General features: G+C 69.6%; 14 protein-coding genes. 5 read left to right on the top strand and 9 right to left on the bottom strand.

The features are described 5' to 3' along the window. Nucleotides 1–65 precede the first annotated feature (65 nt). From ACZ5QD_RS06150 to ACZ5QD_RS06125, 6 genes are read right to left on the bottom strand one after another with little or no spacing between them, the layout of a single operon-like run. Nucleotides 66–938 (bottom strand): hypothetical protein, encoded by an 873-nt coding sequence (locus ACZ5QD_RS06150; protein ID WP_006895071.1) that lies wholly within the window; start codon nt 936–938, stop codon nt 66–68. Further along, nucleotides 938–2,014 (bottom strand): hemolysin family protein, encoded by a 1,077-nt coding sequence (locus ACZ5QD_RS06145; RefSeq protein WP_006895070.1) that lies wholly within the window; start codon nt 2,012–2,014, stop codon nt 938–940. The genes ACZ5QD_RS06150 and ACZ5QD_RS06145 overlap by 1 nt, the downstream gene beginning before the upstream one ends. Then, nucleotides 2,007–3,395: a hemolysin family protein gene (locus tag ACZ5QD_RS06140; RefSeq protein WP_006895069.1), complete on the bottom strand. Its 1,389-nt coding sequence runs from the start codon at nt 3,393–3,395 to the stop codon at nt 2,007–2,009. The genes ACZ5QD_RS06145 and ACZ5QD_RS06140 overlap by 8 nt, the downstream gene beginning before the upstream one ends. 9 nt (nt 3,396–3,404) lie before the next feature. Continuing rightward, complete coding sequence (gene guaB1 / locus ACZ5QD_RS06135) at nt 3,405–4,841, bottom strand: GMP reductase (RefSeq protein WP_045537873.1); 1,437 nt, start codon at nt 4,839–4,841, stop codon at nt 3,405–3,407. Between the two features lie 35 nt (nt 4,842–4,876). Beyond that, the gene (locus tag ACZ5QD_RS06130) at nt 4,877–5,815 is read right to left on the bottom strand and encodes a M56 family metallopeptidase (RefSeq protein ID WP_006895067.1); all 939 of its coding nucleotides are present in this window, start codon (nt 5,813–5,815) and stop codon (nt 4,877–4,879) included. A gap of 45 nt (nt 5,816–5,860) precedes the next feature. Then, a complete protein-coding gene (locus tag ACZ5QD_RS06125) occupies nt 5,861–6,253 on the bottom strand; it encodes a BlaI/MecI/CopY family transcriptional regulator (RefSeq protein WP_006895066.1) in 393 nt (130 codons plus the stop codon). 288 nt (nt 6,254–6,541) lie between these two features. On the opposite strand from ACZ5QD_RS06125, the gene ACZ5QD_RS06120 reads away from it, so the two are divergent. Further along, complete coding sequence (locus ACZ5QD_RS06120) at nt 6,542–6,964, top strand: PaaI family thioesterase (RefSeq protein WP_045537875.1); 423 nt, start codon at nt 6,542–6,544, stop codon at nt 6,962–6,964. 58 nt (nt 6,965–7,022) lie between these two features. Here ACZ5QD_RS06120 and ACZ5QD_RS06115 read toward each other — a convergent pair whose 3' ends face one another. Next, a complete protein-coding gene (locus ACZ5QD_RS06115) occupies nt 7,023–8,453 on the bottom strand; it encodes an NAD(P)/FAD-dependent oxidoreductase (RefSeq protein WP_006895064.1) in 1,431 nt (476 codons plus the stop codon). Between the two features lie 92 nt (nt 8,454–8,545). Further along, nucleotides 8,546–9,166 (bottom strand): GNAT family N-acetyltransferase, encoded by a 621-nt coding sequence (locus ACZ5QD_RS06110; RefSeq protein WP_006895062.1) that lies wholly within the window; start codon nt 9,164–9,166, stop codon nt 8,546–8,548. A gap of 119 nt (nt 9,167–9,285) precedes the next feature. On the opposite strand from ACZ5QD_RS06110, the gene ACZ5QD_RS06105 reads away from it, so the two are divergent. Genes ACZ5QD_RS06105 through recD form a run of 4 tightly spaced genes read left to right on the top strand, consistent with a single transcriptional unit; the run spans nt 9,286 to nt 18,415 of the window. After that, nucleotides 9,286–9,717, top strand: coding sequence for an acyl-CoA thioesterase (locus ACZ5QD_RS06105; RefSeq protein WP_062367703.1), 432 nt, complete (start codon nt 9,286–9,288; stop codon nt 9,715–9,717). Between the two features lie 60 nt (nt 9,718–9,777). Further along, nucleotides 9,778–13,158 carry an exodeoxyribonuclease V subunit gamma gene (gene recC / locus ACZ5QD_RS06100; protein WP_062367704.1) on the top strand — a complete coding sequence of 1,127 codons (3,381 nt, stop codon included), beginning with the start codon at nt 9,778–9,780 and terminating at the stop codon, nt 13,156–13,158. Then, complete coding sequence (locus tag ACZ5QD_RS06095) at nt 13,155–16,523, top strand: UvrD-helicase domain-containing protein (protein ID WP_464367181.1); 3,369 nt, start codon at nt 13,155–13,157, stop codon at nt 16,521–16,523. Before recC ends, ACZ5QD_RS06095 begins: the two co-directional genes overlap by 4 nt. Further along, nucleotides 16,520–18,415: an exodeoxyribonuclease V subunit alpha gene (gene recD, locus ACZ5QD_RS06090; RefSeq protein WP_464367180.1), complete on the top strand. Its 1,896-nt coding sequence runs from the start codon at nt 16,520–16,522 to the stop codon at nt 18,413–18,415. The genes ACZ5QD_RS06095 and recD overlap by 4 nt, the downstream gene beginning before the upstream one ends. Before the next feature lie 8 nt (nt 18,416–18,423). Here recD and ACZ5QD_RS06085 read toward each other — a convergent pair whose 3' ends face one another. After that, nucleotides 18,424–19,188, bottom strand: coding sequence for a PIG-L family deacetylase (locus tag ACZ5QD_RS06085; protein WP_082781325.1), 765 nt, complete (start codon nt 19,186–19,188; stop codon nt 18,424–18,426). Nucleotides 19,189–19,203: the final 15 nt, after the last annotated feature.

The following is a 19,203-nucleotide window of genomic DNA, read 5'->3' as shown; positions in this document are numbered from 1 at the left end:
GCCGGATGACTCCGGAAGCGGCCCGCCCACAATCATTCATGTTACAAGGGGTTACCAGCGAGTATTTATCCGAGGCCGACCGATTCGAGAAGGCTGTCGCAGGTTGTGATGAGGGCCTCACGGAGTTCCTGCCCGCGCCGCGCGATAGCCGCCTGCTCGCGGACGTACCGGGCCCGCCCCTCGGGCGTCTCGATGGCCACCGGTGCGTAGCCGTACGAGGTGAGGTCGTACGGACTGGCTCGCATGTCGAGTTCCCGCGCGTCCAGGGCCAGCTCGAAGCAGTCGGCCAGCAGGTCCGCCGGGAGCAGTGGCGTGAGGCGCAGACAGTAGCGGTACAGGTCCATCGTCGCGTGCAGGCAGCCCGGCTGCTCGTTGTCGACGGCTCCGGCTCGACTCAGGGCGGTGGCGTTGCGCCCGACCGCGTCCGCGGTGAAGAACCGGAAGGCGTCGAAGTGCGTGCACGCGAGTGTGCTCTCCTCGACCACGGCGTCGGTGCCGCGCGCGCCGAGCCGGAGCGGCAGTTCGTGACGGGTCTCGTCGGCGCGATACACCATCGCCCACTCGTGCAGGCCGAGACAACCGAGGCGCGGTGCGCGGTTCGCCGTCGCCCGCGTGATGCGGACGGTGTCGGTGAGCAGCCGGACCCGGGACTCGAGATGTTCGCGCGTCACCTCTGCGGTGCCGTCGACATCGACGCGGTAGCCACGCAGACCGGAGTAGCGGTGGGCCTGGGCCAGCCGCACACCGTAGCCGGGATGCCAGCGCAGCACCTGACCGGGGCGGGCCGAGTAGTAGGTGAACAGGAAGTCGATGACCGGGTGCTTGCGTCCTTCGTTCCGCATCCGCAGATACGGACCGATGAGGGTCTCGACGCGCTCCCGGTGGGCGTCGGCCCGGGACTGCCACTCCGGGCGCGACAGCGTCTCCTGCCGCTGCATCAGATGCGGTGCGTGGAGTCGCGGAGGTCGCCGACGAAGGCCTCCGCGAGGTCGGCGAGTGCGATAACCCCGATGATCGTGCCCGCCGTGTCGACGACCGCCCCGAGGTGGGCGCTGGTGCGGCGGAGCACGACGGTGGCTTCGTCCAGCGGTGTCGCCGAACCGATCTTCGGCAGCGGCCGAATCTGGTCCACACCGATGATCGACTCCGGGCCGACGGCCGGATCGAGGATGTCGTCGAGCACGTCCTTGATGTGCAGGTAGCCGATGAACGAGCCGTCCAACCCGCGGACGGGGAAGCGGGAGTAACCCGTCTCGCGCACCGCACGCTCGACTGAACCGAGTGTGGGACCGAGTCCGCCCGTCGATGCGTCGAGCTGAACGCGCACGCTGCGCACCGTGCTCAGCGGGATCATCAGTTCGGCCACCGTCCGTTCGACGGTCGTCAGTGCGCGGGTGAGCCGCTCGTGCTCGTCGGCGTCGAGCAGACCGAGCTCCCGGGACTCGCCGATCATGTCGGCCAGCTCGGCCTCGTTGACCGTGGTCGCCAACTCGTCCTTGGGCTCGACGCGCATCGCCCTGAGCGAGATGTTCGCCAACGCGTTGTAGAACCAGATCAGCGGCCGTGCGACGCGCATGAAGACCAGGTGCACCGGAACCACCAGCATCGCCACGGTCTCGGGGCCGGCGAGCGCGATGTTCTTCGGCACCATCTCACCCAGCAGGATGTGCAGGATCACCACGATCGCCAGACCGATCGCGAAGGCGATCGGGTGCAGCAGCTGACTCGGCACGCGCATCAGATCCAGCGGTGCGCTGATCAGATGGGCGATGGCCGGTTCGGCGACCCGACCGAGCAGGATCGAACAGATCGTGATTCCGAGCTGCGAGCCCGCGAGCATCAGCGACAGATGCTCGGAGGCCTCGATCACCGTGCGGGCACGCTTCTTTCCCGATTCCTCGAGGGCGACGAGCCGGTCCCGCCGCGCCGCGATGAGCGAGAACTCGCCGGCGACGAAGAAGGCGTTGGCGGCCAGGAGCACCACCGTCAGCAGGATTCCCCACCAGTCACCCACGGGACGCCTCCGTCCCGCCGGGCTCGGCACTGCCGTCGATGATCGTCATCCACACCTTGTCGACGCGGCGCTGATCCATCTGCACCACGGTCGCGCGCCATCGGGGTTCGGGTTCGTCGAGGAAGTTCTCGCCGGCCGACTCGCGCTGCGGAAGGTCGACGATGTCGCCGGTGCGCGGAATGCGGCCGAGGCAGAACATCACCAGTCCGCCGAGCGTCTCGTACGACCCCTCGGGTGCGCGGTAGCCGGTGCCGCTCTGCAGTTCGTCGAGCCGCAGCAGCCCGGAGCAGCGGAAGCCGTTGCCGACCGGAGTCACGTCCGACTCCTCGACGTCGTGCTCGTCGGTGACGTCGCCGAGGATCTCCTCGACGATGTCCTCCGACGTCACCAGGCCCGCGGTGCCGCCGTACTCGTCGATGACCACGCAGACCTCGAGGCCGTTCGACGAGATGCGATCCATCAGCGAGTCGCCGTCGAGGCTGTCCGGGACCCGGGTGATCGGGCGTGCCAGCGACCGCAGCGACGTGGTCGCGAGGCTCTGCGGCGGCAGGGTGAAGGCCTGCTTGATGTGGACGACGCCGACGAGGTTGTCGAGGTCGCCGCCTTCGGCGATCAGGAACCGGGAGTGGCCGGTCCGGGAAGCGGCGGCGATCAGATCGCGCACCGAGTCGTTGGGTTCGAGCGATTCGATCCGCACGCGGGGAGTCATCAGGTCCGCGGCCGTGAGATCGCCGAAACGCAGCGACCGGTCGACGAGAGTCGCGGTGTCGGGGTCGAGGGCCCCGCGCAGCGCGGAGTTGCGCACCAGCGCGGCGAGTTCGGCAGCCGACCGCGCCGACCCGAGTTCTTCGGTGGGCTCGATGCCCAGGCGCCGCACCAGTGCGTTCGCCGAGCCGTTGAGGCCGTTGATCGCCGGCCGGAAGAACGAGGAGAACATCGCGAGGGGAGTGGCGGTGGCGCGCGCGACCGCCAGCGGCTTGGTGATCGCGAGGTTCTTCGGTATCAGCTCACCGAGGACCATCGAGAGCGAGGTGGCGATGATCAGGGCCAGCGCCAGGGAGATGCCGTCGGCGACTCCGTCCGGAATCCTCATCGCCTCCAGCACGGGCGCGAACAGGGTCGCCAGCACCGGTTCGGCGATGTAACCGGTGATCAGCGTTGTGATCGTGATGCCCAGCTGGGCGCCCGACAACTGGAAGGAGAGGGATCGGTGCGCTCGGTCGACGGCTCGCGCACGGCGATCGCCGCGACGCGCGACGTCGCCCGCGATGGTGGACCGTTCGAGCGCGGTCAGCGAGAACTCTCCGGCGACGAACAGCGCCGTGCCCAGCGTCAGCGCGATGAATCCGGCCAGACTCGCGATGATGACGAATACGTTCACCGGCGCGGGTCACCAACCACCCGGGAGCGGGCGTCCCTCGGCGAAACCGGCGGCGGACTGGACGCCCAGTACCACCTTGTCGTGCAATTCCTGCAGAGTCGAGGCACCGGCGTAGGTCGCGGTGCTGCGGACTCCTGAACAGATGTGGTCGATCAAGTCCTCTACTCCGGGGCGGTCGGGGTCGATACGGATGCGCGAGGAGGAGATGCCCTCCTCGAACAGCGCTTTCCGGGCACGATCGTATGCGGCGTCGGCGGACGAACGCGCGGCGACGGCGCGTTTCGACGCCATGCCGAAGCTCACCTTGTATTCGCCTGCGGAGTCGGCGTGCAGGTCGCCCGGCGACTCGTACGTTCCGGCGAACCAGGAACCGACCATCGCATTCGATGCGCCGGCCGCCACCGCCAGCGCCACGTCCCGCGGGTGCCGGATGCCGCCGTCCGCCCACACCGCCGCACCGTGCTCGCGTGCGACGGCGGCGCATTCGGCGACCGCCGAGAACTGTGGCCGGCCGACGCCGGTCATCATCCGCGTGGTGCACATCGCGCCCGGGCCGACACCGACCTTGACGATGTCGGCGCCCGCCTCGATCAGATCGAGCGTGCCCTGTGCGGACACCACATTCCCCGCGGCCAGCCGGACGCCGAGATCGGCGCCCGCGATTGCGGCGAGCGCACTGATCATCTTCTCCTGATGTCCGTGAGCGGTATCGACGACGAGCAGGTCGGCCCCGGCCTCGACCAGTGCGCGGGCCTTGCCGACCACGTCCCCGTTGATGCCGACCGCGGCACCGATCCGGAGCCTGCCCGAGGCGTCCACGTTGGGGCGGTAGATACCGGACCGGAGCGCGCCGAGGCGGGTCAGCACGCCGGCGAGCTCGCCGGCTCCGTCGGTGAGTACGGCCAGGTCGGCGTTCGCCTCGACCAGCGCGTCGAAGACAAGCCGGGGGTCGGTCTCGGCGGGCAGGGTCACCGGCACGGGCTCGGCGACCGAGGCGACATCGGTGAAGAGGTCGATCTCGTGTCCGGGCGCCGCGCGTGGGATCAGTCCGATCGGCCGACGTCCGTCGAGGACCACCGCGTAGCCGTGCGAACGCTTCGGGATCAGTGCCTGCGCATGCGCCATCACGTCGGTCGCGCAGAGGGTGACCGGCGTCTCGGCCACCAGGTGCGCATTCTTGACGTAGGCGATGGTCCGGGCCGCGACACCGAGCGGCACGTCCTGCGGAAGCACCACCAGGCCGCCGCGTCGCGCCACGGTCTCGGCCATCCGCTTTCCGGCGATCGCCGTCATATTGGCGACCACCAGCGGGATGGTGGTGCCGGTGCCGTCGGAGGTCGACATGTCGACGTCGAACCGCGAGGCCACCGACGACCGGTTCGGAACGATGAAGACGTCGTCGTAAGTCAGGTCGTAGTGCGGTGCGTGGCCGTCCAGGAAGCGCACGGGGAACCTTTCATGTCACAGCGTCTCGGCGGTCGTCAGTGGTGGGCGATGAGGCGGCTGAGCTCGGTGAGCCAGGGGATGGCCACCGCGAGGGTCGGAACGACCAGGATGGCCGCGGCGAGCAGGTAGGCCGTCGCCGAGATGCGGCGTGCGGAGTGCATGTATGAGAGCCGCCGGACGCGGACGAGGGTGGTCGGGCCGCCGACCGCCATGGCGCCGCGAGGTGCGGTCGCGTCCGCGCAGGCCACCAGTGCGCGGCCGAGAGTGGTGGGAGTGGTGGCACGCGCGGCCTGATCGTCGGCCAGGGCCTCGGCCAGCAGTTCCACCGACCCGAGCGCGGACTTGGACCGGACGAATCGGGGGAAGGCCTCGTGCAGCGCGATGAATGCCTCAAGCACCAGATCGTGCCGGGCCCGCAGGTGTGCGCGTTCGTGTTCGATGACGGCGGTCAGCTCGCGCTCGTCGAGTCGAGCCAGCACCCCTTCGCTGAGGACTACTCGCCTGCGCAGTCCGGGCAGGCAGTAGGCGAGCGGCGCGGGGACGTCGAGGATCCGGATGTCGCGCCCGGCCGCGAGCCTGCGGTCGGCGTTGTCGACCAGGTCGATGAGCGTGCGGTGCGCATTGCGTCGCGCCCGCGTGCGGATGCCGACGCGGATCACGGTGTACATCAGGCGCGCGCCGATGAGGAAGGTCAGCGCGAAGACCGCGACGTAGACCGTCCAGAGAAACCAGCCGAGCCGGTGGATCTCTTCGATGGGATTGCTGGTCGGCGCACCGTTGGGCCCGGGCGAGAGCAGGTTGGCGGCGATCGCGAGCCCGGTGCTGAATGCCGACAGCACGGCTGCGAGGGCGATCGACTGCCACAGGGCCATCGCCGCACGCGGAGCGTAGAGCGGCCAGGTGGCGCGGGAGAGGGAAGCGGGGATCGGTCCGACCAAGGCGATCGTGAGGATGCCGAACAGCAGCGCCGTCATGGCCCTCCCCAGGTCGTCGGAGTCGGTGATCTCATGTCAGGGTAGTCAACTGTGGCTGCCGCGCGTGGTTTCCAGCTCATCGAGAGCTTCGCGCAGTGCCGCGGCTTCGTCCGCGCCGACTCGTCCGACGAACGAGACGAGGGCCGCGTGACGCGAGTCCGGGGCGTCGGCGGAACTGAGTGCGTCGACCATCAGCTTGGCCACGAGGTCCTCGCGCGGCGAGGTGGCCGTGTACTGGTGTGCGCGGTCGTCACGGATCTGGGTAACCAGACCCTTCTTGGTGAGACGCTGCAGCACGGTCATGACGGTCGTGTACGCGAGAGTGCGGCTCTTGGCCAGTTCGGCATGCACCTGACGCACGGTCTGTGGCGTCGCGGACGCCCACAGGGTGTCCATGACGGCACGCTCGAGATCGCCCAATCCATTCATCTTCTTCATCTTACGTCGACTCCCTGATTTCTCCGCTTCGTGCCGGTCATGGTTCGTGTCGGTCGAGGCCGCCATCGCTCACGATTGTGTAACGCGTGAGGCGGGGAAGGAGTTCCCGTCGGCTCTGCGGCGGACCGTGTTGACACGAAACTAAGGTTAGCCTACATTCATCACCAAGGATCGCGTGAGAGTCCTGAGGGCTGCAGAGACCCCCGATCCGCGACGGTGACCCCCGTGTTCGATGAGGAGCGCGGGGGTCACTGGCGTCTGGCCTGCCGGCAGTGGCAGGGTTCACGTATGGAAGAGACGTCAATTGCGATCGACCCGACCGAGGCCCGAGGCCTCGACCGACTCCTCGGCTTCACCGTGACCCACGCAGACGGCGAGGGACTGCGCGGCACGCTGGAACTCTCCGAGATCCACCATCAGCCCTTCGGCATCACTCACGGCGGTGTGTACTGCGCACTGGCCGAGAGCGCCGCGAGCATCAGCGCCTTCTGCTGGCTGCAGGAGAGCGGACTCGGCGGGACCGCCGTCGGTGCGAACAACTCGACCGATTTCCTCCGCTCGGTGTCGAGCGGGACGCTGTCGGTGTCGACCAGCCCGATTCACCGGGGCCGCCGCCAGCAGCTCTGGCAGGTCGACATCACCGATCAGACGGGCAGGCTCGTCGCGCAGTCGCGGGTCCGCCTGCAGAACATCGAGACACCCGCGGGCTGAGAATGCCGATCGGGCCCTCTCGCCGCGGCGAGAGGGCCCGGGTCACGGGAACGATCGGTCAGCCGGCAGTGTCGGTCCGTTCGGGGCCGTCGCCGTCGGCGCGGGCGGCCTCGGCCAGCCGGAGCCGTTCGAGATAGGACAGTTCGGTGAGGGCGGTCCGCGCGTACACCTGCTGCTCGGTGACCGCCAGCTGAGTGCGCCCGCGGGTGTTGAAGGCGAAGAACCAGTTGATGATGGTGTTCAACCGGTTGCGGAAGCCCACCAGGTACACCAAGTGGAGTGCGAGCCAGCCGAGCCAGGCGATGTAACCCTCGCTCTCGAACTTCCACTTGGTTCCGGGGATCGGCACCTGCATCACGGCGCTGAAGCGTGAGACGGTGGCCATCGAGCCCTTGTCGAAGTAGCTGAAGGGCTTGCGCTGGTCGGGCGTCTGCCCCTTGCGGATCTCCGCGAGAATCGCGTCGGCGGCGTACCGGCCGCCCTGGATCGCGCCCTGCGCGACTCCGGGGACGCCGTCGACCGCCATCATGTCGCCCACGACGAAGACGTTGGGATGACCGGGGATCGTGAGGTCCGGTCCCACCTTCACCCGGCCCGCGCGGTCGAGTTCGGTGTCGGACTGATCGGCCAGCACCTTGCCGAGCGAACTGGCCTGCACACCGGCCGACCACACCTTGCACTGGCTCTCGATGCGCCGGGTGGTGCCGTCCTTCTCCTTGACGGTGAGACCGTCGTAATCGAGATCGGTCACCATCGCACCGAGTTGCACGTCCACGCCGAGGCGTTCGAGCCTGCGTCGCGCCTTCTCGCCGAGTTTGGGGCCGAAGGGCGGAAGAACGGCGGGCGAGGCGTCGAGAAGGATGACGTTCGCGTCGGTCGGATCGATGTTGCGGAACGCGCCGCGGAGCGTCTTGTCGCTCATCTCGGCGATCTGACCCGCCAGTTCCACACCGGTCGGGCCCGCACCGATCACGACGAAGGTCAGCAGCTTCTTCTGCTCGGCCGGATCGTTGGAGAGCTCGGCCTGCTCGAAGGCGCCGAGGATGCGGCCGCGCAGTTCCAGTGCGTGGTCGATGGTCTTCATGCCGGGTGCGTACTCGGCGAAATGATCGTTGCCGAAGTACGACTGGTCGGCCCCGGCGGCGATGATCAGGTCGTCGTAGGCGGTCTCGGTGACGCGCTCGAGCAACTGCGAGCGGACCACCTGGTTCTCGAGATCGATGTCGAACACCTCGCCCAGGAGGACCCGGGTGTTCTTCTGCTTCCGCAGCACCACCCGGGTGGCCGGGGCGATCTCGCCCTCGGCGATGATGCCGGTCGCGACCTGGTACAGCATCGGCTGAAACAGGTGATGGGTGGTCTTCGCGATCAGGGTCACGTCCACGTCGGCCTTCTTGAGGCGCTGTGCCGCGAACAGACCGCCGAAACCGGAGCCGATGATCACCACCTGTCGGCGGCGCCGCAGGCTGGTGGCTGGGCTGCTGGTCATTGAATGTCTCCTGGGTGGTGGGTTCACATGACGAGGTGAAGCGGATGCTCGGTGATGCCGGGCCCCTGACCGATCACGGTAGTCCGCGACGATCAGGCGGTCATCTCGACGGTGCCGGGGCCGCGCGCACGGTGCCGGGGTCCGGACGGTGCGACGGCTGCGGGCCGGCGGGTCCGGAGCCAATCGGCTCGGCAGATCTCGTACTCCACATCGTGACCGGTGAATCCGTCGTCGAACTGCTCGCGACGCAGGTGTTCGGCCGCCAGACGCATGCCGAGTTTCTGCATCACCCGCTGCGATCGCATGTTGTCCGGGTGAGTGCTGGCGAAGATCCGCTCGGTCCCGGTCTCGGTGAAGGCGACCGAGATCAGTGCGGACGCCGCCTCGGTCGCCAGTCCTCGGTGCCACGATTCGCGCCGCAGCCGGTAGCTGAGCTCCAGCTCCGGCACCGCCGAATGCCGGGGTGCCCGCAGCCAGACCCAACCGGTGAACAGCCGGGTTCGGCGGTCGAACGCGACCCAGAGGCCGGTTCCGCATTCGCGGAACTGCGCCTGGGATCGGGGGATGACCCAATCGGTGATCATCGCCGGCGCAGTGGCTTCGCCTCCGGTGACGAACTCCATCACCACCGGGTCGGCGTCCAGGCCGTGCAGCAGCGGTGCGTCGTGAGGTGCCACGGGGCGCAGCCGAAGTCGTCGAGTCCCGATGTCCACGTGGGGAGTGTATCGGCGACGACCGACATCGCGGCGCGACTTCGGGTCCGTCGGCGAGGCGCACCGACCGACCCGTCCCGGCGGGCCGGACTGTCGGAGGTGGGCGATAGGGTGCACGCATGCCCGACACACCGTTCGTCGTCGAGATTCAATTGCGCTGGGGTGACATGGACCCGCTCAGCCACATCAACAACGTGCAGTTCGCGCGGATCCTCGAGGAGGCTCGGGTCCGGGCCATGCACCTGTGGTTCCAGAAGGACGATCGGCGGTTCGGCTTCCTGATCGCGCGGCAGGAGATCGAGTTCGTCACTCCGCTCCTCTATCACCACGAATCGGCCAAGGTCGAGATCTGGATCTCACGGATCGGCGAGAAGTCGTTCGACTACGGCTACCGCGTCCGCGCCTGGGACGGCGAACTCGCTGCGCTCGCCGAGACCACCTGTGCCGTGGTGGATCTCGCGACCGGCCGACCCGCGCCGCTCCCGGAGGCGGTGCGTGCGGGGCTCGCCGAACACACCGGCGGGGAAGTGGAGTTCCGGCGGCGCCGCTGACACCGTCCCAGACGGCCGAGCAGTCCGGTAGCGCCAGTTGAGCAGAGGGGAGAGTCGCCAGTGCTGACCGTGCACCGCGCCGAGCAGGCGGGATGCCTCGTGGAGGCGCTCGCCGACACCCTGTCCCAGCCGCTGGCCGATCCCATGCGGACCGAGATCGTCGCGGTCCCCGAGCGCGGAGTGGAACGCTGGCTCCGGCAGCAGCTGTCGCTGCGGCTCGGCACCTCGTGCGGCGGCGACGGCATCGCCGCGAACATCGCCTTCGACTCGCCGTCGTTCCTGCTGCGTCAGGTGCTCGACGGCGTGTCGGACGATCCCGAGGCCGCCGAGAGCTGGTTCGCCGATCGTCTGCGATGGCCGGTGCTGCGGGTGGTGGACGGCCACATCGACGATCCCGTGCTCCGCGTTCTCGCCACACATCTCGGGACCGGAGACGCCCGCGCCGATCGCGGACGTCGGCTCTCGACCGCGTCGACCATCGCCGCACTGTTCACCTCGTACGGATGGCAGCGGCCGACGATGATCGCCGAGTGGGCCTCCGGCTCCGACACGGACGGTGCGGGAGGAGAACTCGCCGAGCATCTGCGGTGGCAGCCGTGGCTGTGGCGGCTGGTCCGCGAGGAGGTGGGGCATCCGCATCTGGCGGAGCAACTGCCGGTCGTGGTGGACCGTCTGCGCGCCGACGCGGACGCCGTCGACCTTCCCGAACGGCTCTCGTTGTTCGGGGCCACGCGGATCCCGCAGACGCTGCGAAGCGTGCTCGCGGCGCTGTCGGAGCGGCGCGAGGTGGGCTTGTATCTTCCGCATCCCTCGCCCGAACTGTGGTCGGCGGTCCAGACCGCGGGGCCGCAGCGGAGTGGACGGCTGCGCGCCGAACGCCGACCGGTGCGCGTGCGGCACCCATTGCTGGCGAGCCTGTCCCGGGACGTGCAGGAGCTCCAGGAGGTGCTGGCGCCCGCGGTCGGCGCCACCCGCCACCATTCCGCGGAACACCGTCGTCCCGCGACACTGCTGGGTGCGCTTCAGGACGGCATCAGGCGCGACGATCCCGGGCGCCCGGCCGAGGGCGAGGGACTCGACCCCGGTGCCGACGGCAGCGTCGAGGTGCACGCCTGCCACGGTCCGCAGCGCCAGGTGGAGGTGCTTCGCGACCGGCTTCTGCACCTGTTCGACGCCGACCCGACTCTGGAACCGCGCGATGTGCTCATCATGTGTCCCGACGTGGAGGCGTACGCACCGCTGATCGGCGGGGTCTTCGGGCAGTCGAGCCGCGTCGGCGACCATCCGGCCTTCTCGCTGCGCGTGCGGCTCGCCGATCGGGGCATCCGTGCGCAGAACGCGGTGCTCGACGTGCTCGCCCGCGTCCTCGACCTCGCGGCGGGCCGGGTCCGGGCCGGCGATCTGCTCGATCTGGCCGCGACGGAGCCGGTGCGCCGCCGGTTCGGCTTCACCGACGACGATGTCGACACGATCACCGGCTGGGTCCAGCGCTCAGGTATCCGGTGGGGCGTCGACGAGACCCAGCGGCGCCGATTCGGGCTCGGCGGTTTCCCCCAGGGCACCGTGCGGACCGGGCTCGACCGCATCCTGCTGGGCGTGGTCGCCGAGGAAGCGGAGAACGAGTGGCTCGCCACCGCTCTGCCACTGTCGGGAATCGATTCGACGGACACCGATCTCGCCGGAAGATTCGCCGAGTTCGCCGAGCGCCTGACCACACTGCTTGAGACCGTGTCCGAACCCCATGCCTCCGGTCAATGGCTGCGAACGATGATCCACGCCGCCGATCTGCTGACCCACACCGACTCGGAGACCGAGTGGCAGCGGGCGCAAGCCGTCGGCATGCTCACCGATGCGCTCTCGGTTCCCGAGGGAACCCCGGAGTCCGAACTCGAGCTCGCCGACATGCGCGATCTGATGGCGCAGCTGCTCATCGCGCGTCCGACGCGATCGAACTTCTGCACCGGCGAGCTGACCGTGTGCTCGATGGTGCCGATGCGCTCGGTGCCGCATCGGGTGATCGTGGTGCTCGGCATGGACAGCGGTCAATACCCGCGGGCCGGGGCCGTCGACGGCGACGACATCCTCCAGGTGGCGCCGATGGTGGGGGAACGGAATGTGCGCGACGAAGACCGCCAGGTGTTCCTCGACGCGATCTGTGCGGCGACCGAGCACCTGCTGGTGTTCTACACCGGCGCCGATGCGCTGACCGGTGCCCGGACGCCGCCGGCGGTGGTGGTCTCCGAGCTGCTCGACGCCGTGCGCGGGGTGCTCGGGCTCGGCGTCGGCGATCCGGTTCCGGTGCTGTACCGGCACACCCTGCACGCGTTCGACGAACGGAACTTCGTCGACGACGGTTCCGGGCCCTTCAGCTACGACGCGGCCCTGCTTCCGGGCGCCCGTGCTCTGAGCGCACTCACCCGATGCCGCGAGCGGGGACCCGCGCTGCCGGTGATCGCCGATGAGAGACTCCCGCGGGCGCCGGGCGATGCCGACGTCGACCTCGACGAGCTCATCAGCTTTCTGGCCGCACCGGTGGAAGGTCATGCACGGCAGCGTCTCGGCGTGGGGCTGCCCGAACAGGCCGACGAACATCGGGACGAACTCGCCGTGGAGTTGGACGGTCTCGAACGGTGGGGCGTGGGCAACCGCTACCTCGACGCGCTGCTCAGCGGTGCGGATCCGCACGCCGCGCAGGGAGCCGAACTGCGGCGCGGCAGTCTGCCGCCCTTCGCGTTCGGAACCAGAGAGTTCGGTCCCATCTGCGACAAGGCGCAGGCGGTGGCGACTGCCGCACACGGCTATCGTGACGATTCCGCCGACGCCGTCGACGTCCGCGTGGTGCTGCCCGACGGCCGCCGGGTGTACGGGACGGTCGGAGACGTCTTCGCCGGCAGGCTGGTGCCCGTCAGCTATTCGCGGCTCGGGCCCAAGCATCGCCTCGCGGCCTGGATCCGGTTGCTGGCGATCCGGGCCGGTTCCGACCGCGACGTCGCCGAAGCCGTCGTCGTCGGCAGTGCCTCCGGTCGGTACCCGTCGGCCAAGGTGAGTCGAATCCGCACCCCTGACGACGCAGGGGACCTGCTGGCGGTGCTCGTCGCCATCCGTGACGCGGGACTGACCGCGCCGATCGGCCTGACCCTCGATGCCGCGGTGGCCGCGGCGTCGGAGTTCGGCAGGTCGGGCGACCCGGCGAAGGCCCGGCGTCGAGCCGAGTGGGCGTACAAGAAGTCGTACGGCGATCAGAACCGGTACGCCGGGCTCGTCTTCCACGGGGATCCCGGCGCGGCGGTCGGATTCGAGACGATGGCCGCGGCGGTGCCGCAGCCGGAGGCGCTGTCGTCCGTGGCGGGTCTGCTGCCCGGCGACGACGCGACCGACATGTACATCCGACTCGCCGCGGCCCTGTTCGGGTCGCTCCTGGCGCACGAGGAGGACCGATGACGGCACTCGGAAGCGACACCGCCTTCGATCTCACCGGACCGCTGCCCACCGGGACGCTGGTCCTCGAGGCCAGCGCGGGCACCGGCAAGACCTACGCGATCGTCGCGCTGGCCGTGCGCTACATCGCCGGCGGCGTCCCGGTGTCGGAGTTGCTCATGGCGACGTTCTCGAACGCGGCCTCCGCCGAATTGCGGGACCGGACGCATTCTCGTCTCACCGAGTGCGTCGCCGCGCTGCACGATCGGGCCACCGCACGCACGTCCGGCGACGATCTGATCGCCTTCCTGGCCGACGCGGACGCCGACGAGGTCGCACGGCGGCGTCAACGGCTCGCGGACGCCCTGTCGGACTTCGACGCCGCCACGATGGCGACCACCCACACCTTCTGCAATCGAATGCTCTCGGTCCTCGGCTTCCTCGGTGGCCGTCAGCAGCAGTTCCCGATCCTCGAGAACGTCGACGACATGGTCGCCGAGCTCGCGCGAGACGCTTACCTCGCGCGTTTCGCCGGCGACCCGGACTCGGCGCCCGGGTACGCCGAAGCCGAGCAGATCGCCGTCGCCGCGGTCCGCGATCCCGCTGCGGCACTGGCTCCCGACCGGGAGGACGAGCGGACCGAGGAATCGGACCTGCGAGTGTGGATCGCTCAGCAGGCGCGCGCACACACGGCGCTGCGCAAGCGGCTGGCCAGGGTCCGCACTTACGACGATCTGCAGCAGGCGCTGTTCGAGATCGTCACCGACGCCGAGATCGGCGATGAGGCGTGCCGCCGGATCCGCGCACAGTTCTCGGCCGTGCTCATCGACGAGTTCCAGGACACCGATCCTCAGCAGTGGGAGATCGTCAGGCGATGCTTCCACGATCACCTGCCGCTGGTGCTGGTGGGCGATCCGAAGCAGTCGATCTACGCCTTCCGCGGCGCCGAGGTGCTGAGCTACCTGAACGCGGTCGAGGCGGCAGACGAGCGGCAGCGGCTGACCGTGAACTGGCGTTCGGACGCCGCGGTGGTGGACGGGCTCGGCGCGCTCTTCGAGGGCGCGACGCTCGGTCACCGACAGATCGCCTATCAGCCGGTTCGGGCGCGCCGTTCCGGATCGCGGATCCACGGCGCGCCCGCGGTCCGTATCCGCGGATTCCTGCGCGGCGACTTCACCACCACGACGCAGGACGGCACCACTCCCTTGGTCGCCGAAGTCCGCGAGCGCGTCACCGACGACGTCGCCGACGACATCGCGGGTGTGCTGGGCGGCGACGTGACCATCGACGACGGCTACGGCGCCCGGTCGGTCGAACCCGGCGACATCGCTGTTCTGCTCCGCGCCAACCGCACGATCGCACCGCTGCAGCGTGCCCTCGCCGAACGGGGCATCGCCTCCGTCGTCACCTCGGGCACCTCCATCTTCGCCACACCCGCGGCCCGATACTGGTGGTACGTCCTGTCCGCCATCGATACGCCGTCCCGCCAGCCACGCGTGCGTCTGGCCGCGCTGACGCCGATCCTCGGACTGTCGGCCCAGACGCTGGAACGGCAGGGCGACACGGGTGTCGGCGCGCTGTCGGGACGGCTGGCCGAACTCGGTCGCGTCTTCGCCGACGGCGGGTTCGCGGCGATGGCCGCACGGCTCTTCGGCGAGTTCGGCACCGCGGAGCGATTGCTCGGCGTCGACGGAGGCGAGCGTCTGCTCACCGACGTGCTGCAGATCTCCGAACTGTGCAATCGGCATGTCACCGAGTCGTCGACCGGGATCGCCACGCTGGTCGACTGGCTCGGACGACAGATCGACGAGGGTTCGCAGTGGGGACAGCAGCGTGACGCGACGCGACGGCTCGACCGCGACACCGAGGCCGTCCAGATCATGACGGTCCACGCGAGCAAGGGACTCGAGTTCCCGATCGTCTACGTGCCGTTCGGCTGGGACGGCGCCAGCCACCCGAATCCGGCCACCTTCCTGTTCCACGAAGGCGATCGCCGCTATCTCGACGTCGGAGGGAAACAGGCGCGCGGCTATGCGCGCCGCGATCGGCAGTCCCGCTCCGAAGGCGCCGGTGAGGATCTTCGACTGCTCTACGTGGCCGCGACCCGAGCCCGCAGCCAGGTGGTCCTGTGGTGGGCGCCGAGCACGACGACCGCGCGCGGGGCCCTGCACCGGCTGCTCTTCACCGCCGACGAGCGTCGACTGGCCGCACGGTCGGGCGACCTGTCGCCGATTCCGGACACCGTGCCGATCCCGGCCGGGGACACCGAGTGCGTCGGCGCTCTGCGCGGCGTCGCAGCCGGGAACCCCTCGGTCGTCGTGGAACCGGCGGGTCGCCGCGGCCGCACCGAGTGGCGCCCTCCGTCCGACGCGGGCACGCCTCCGGAACTGAGCGTGGCACGGTTCACGAGAAGCATCGATCAACGGTGGCGCCGAACGTCGTATTCGGCCATCGTGGCCGCGGCGCACGCGGCATTCCACGCCGAGACGCCCGGACCAGCCTCGCCGGTTCAGGCGGGGAGCGAACCCGAGGACGTGCTGCGGCCCGACGAGCCCGATGACGCGCGGGCGGAGGCAGGTGCGGTGTCCGGAGAAGTCGTGGGCACACCGTCGCTGATGAACGGGCTGCCCTTCGGCGCCGGATTCGGAACCCTCGTCCACGAAGTACTCGAGCATGTGGACACCGCGGAGCCGGATATGGCGGCGCACGTGCGTCAGATGTGCGTGCAGGGCGCCGCGGCACGGGGAGTCGAGATCGACGTCGATGTTCTCGCCCGCGCGCTGATCGGGGTGCTCACCACACCTCTGGGATTCGGCGATCTGTGGAGCATCGAACCCGGCGCGCGACTGGCCGAGATGGACTTCGAACTGCCGTTGTCCGATACCGCCGGCGGGTTCGGCCTCGAGGAGGTCGGAGATCTGCTCGCGCGGCATCTGCCGGGCGACGATCCGCTGGCACCGTATGCGGAAATGGTCCGGACGGTCTCCGACGAGACCTTCATCGGCTATCTCACCGGCAGCATCGACTCGGTGCTGCGGACCGCCGAGAACCGATTCGTGGTCGTCGACTACAAGACCAACCGCCTGCGTCCGGGGGATCTGGCGGTCGAGGACTTCGGTCGCGAGGCGATGGCAGAGGAGATGATGTCCGCGCACTATCCGCTGCAGGCACTGCTGTATTCGGTGGCACTCCACCGCTATCTGCGTTGGCGGCTCGCCGGCTACGACCCCGCACGGCACCTGGGTCCGGTGCAGTATCACTTCGTGCGCGGGATGGCCGGTCCGCAGACTCCGCCCGGCTGCGGCGTCTTTCAATGGGACCTGCCGCCCGCCCTGATCGTCGAGATGTCGGAGCTCCTCGCCGGCCGAACGGAAGGAGTGGGGCGATGACCGACCCGTCCGCGACCGCCGGAGCACTGTCGGACCGCTGCGCGCCGCAGCGTGTGGCCTCGGGATCGGATCTGCTCACGACGTTCAACGCGGCGGGTGTGCTGAACGCCGCCGATGTGCACGTCGCCAGGCGCGTCGCAGCGCTGTGCGGCGGACCCGTCGACGAGCAGGTGCTCCTTGCCGCAGCGCTGGCGGTCCGTGCCGTCCGGACCGGTTCCACCTGCGTCGAGCTGGACAGGATCGCCGATCTCGCGGCGGCCGGTGACGACCAGACGCCGCTGCCGTGGCCCGCACCCGACGCGCTGCGTGCAGCGCTGGCCGCGTCGCCGCTGGTGATCGGCGGCGGCACCGGCCCACTGCGACCGCTCGCCCTCGCCGAGTCGGCCGACGGCCCGCTGCTGTATCTGCGCAAATTCTTCCGGCAGGAACAGAGCATCCGGCAGATCCTCGACGCACGCGCCGCGAGCCGGCCCGCGGTCGACGCAGCCGCGCTGACGGCGGCGCTCGATGCGGCGTTCGGGGCCGGCGACACTGGCGGCTACGACCGCCAGCGTGCCGCCGCGGCGCTGGCGGCCACCTCGTGGACCACCGTCCTCGCGGGCGGTCCCGGTACCGGGAAGACGTACACGGTCGCTCGCATCCTGGCCGTGATGGAGACGCTGTTCGGCGGCGACCTCCGGATCGGGCTGTGCGCGCCCACCGGACGCGCCGCGGCCCAGTTGCAGACGGCGATCGGGGAGTACCGCCGCGAACACCAGACCCTGCGGAGTGACCCCGCCGCGGTGACCGTGCATCGCCTGCTCGGATCTCGGCCGGACGGAACGTTCGTCCGCGGGGCGGGCAACCGTCTGCCTTTCGACGTCGTGGTGGTCGACGAGACCTCGATGCTCCCGGTCACGATGATGTGCCGTCTGCTCGAATCGCTGCGCGCCGACACCCGGCTCATCCTCGTCGGCGATCCGCACCAGCTGGTGTCGGTGGAGGCGGGCGCGGTTCTCGCTGACCTCGTCGACCGGGATGTGACCGCGGGGGCCGGCGCCGTGCTTCCGGACGCGTTCACGGCTGTGTGCGATCTCGCGGCGGCCGACTTCGATTCGGCGGAGACCTCCGCACTGGCACGCGGCGTCATCACGCTGCGCCGCGGACACCGCTACGGAGACCGCATCGGCGAGGTCGCCGAAGCGGTCAACGCCGGCGACGCGGAGCGGGTGATCGAGCTCATCGGCCACGGCGCGCGGTCGGAGCATCCGGTCCGGCTGATCGATCCGGATGACGCCGACGTGGTGCGGACCGAAGCCGTGGGCTGGGCACGGAGCCTGCGCGAGGCGGCGCGGAGCGGCGACGCCCGCGGCGCCGTGGTGGCACTCCGGGGGCACCGCGTGCTGTGCGCGCACCGGGACGGTCCCTTCGGGGTCGCGGGCTGGTCCAGACGGGTGATCGGCTGGATCAGCGACGACCTCGGCGGTGCGGCCGGAACGGGCCGCTGGTATCCGGGCGAACCGCTGCTGGTGACCGCGAACGACCGGACGCAGGACGTCTACAACGGCGATTCCGGAGTGGTAATCGACGATGCAGGCGGGCTCGCCGCGGTCTTCGAACGCGGTCATGAGATCAAGCGGCTTCACCCGAGTCAGCTCGCCGACGCGATTCCGGTCTACGCCATGACCATTCACCGGAGTCAGGGCAGCCAGTTCGGCACGGTCACCGTGATCCTCCCGCCCCCGGACGCGGAACTGCTGACGCGGGAGTTGCTCTACACGGCGATCACCCGCGCCGAGCGCGAGGTGAACATCGTCGGCACACCGGAATCCCTGCGCGCCGCCGTCGGCCGCCGGGTGGCGCGGGCGTCAGGGCTGCGCACCGATCTCGTCGAGGTCGTGTCGCCGGCCTGAGCCGGGAGTCAGGCGAGCTCGGCTCCGCCCGGAACGAGATCGCGCCGCAGATACGACTCCCACTGCAGAAACAGTCGCTGCGGATCGCGGGGGAGTGCTCCGAAGGCCTTCATCGACGCGCTGCGCGCGATCTCCGTCTTGTGCGAGACGATCGCGCGGATCTTGCTGCCGAGGCAGTCGTCGATGTCGACGGCGAGGTCGATCCGGTCGCTGGGCGTCCCGGACACGGGAAGATGCGAGTCCTCGGTGAGGTGCGGTTTCAACGTGGTCACGGTGGTCTCGGGGATGGTGATGAAGTAGAGCGAACGGACCTGCCAGGGCTCGCCCGCGTCGGGGCGGTAGGCGCCGATCGCCGCGGCGTCGGCCGCGGCGCACGTGAGCCGGTTGGCGTGGATGTGATCGGGGTGGCCGTACATGCCGTAGGCGTCATAGGTGACGAGGATGTGCGGCTTGATTTCCCGGATGTGTGCCACCAGAGCCGCGACCTGCTCGTCGAAGGGCGCTGAGACGAACGGAGTCGCGCCGGGCGCGGACTCGGGGACGAAACTGTCGGCGTAGCCGAGCATGATGGGCTCGCGAGACAGTCCCAGTTCGCGGGCGGCGTCGAGCAACTCGCCGTGGCGCGCGGTCCCGGGCACCCACGTGCACGTCACCAGCGAGACCTCGCCGCCGCGCCGGGCGTGTCGTGCCATGGTGCCGCCGGTCCACAACGACTCGTCGTCGGGATGAGCGTGGACGAACAGAGCACGTGGAACCCCAGACACGCCCTTCACAGTACGCGCAGCCGC

This window comes from Gordonia sp. J1A (assembly GCF_055393515.1).
This window is presented reverse-complemented; position numbering and strand designations above follow the sequence as displayed.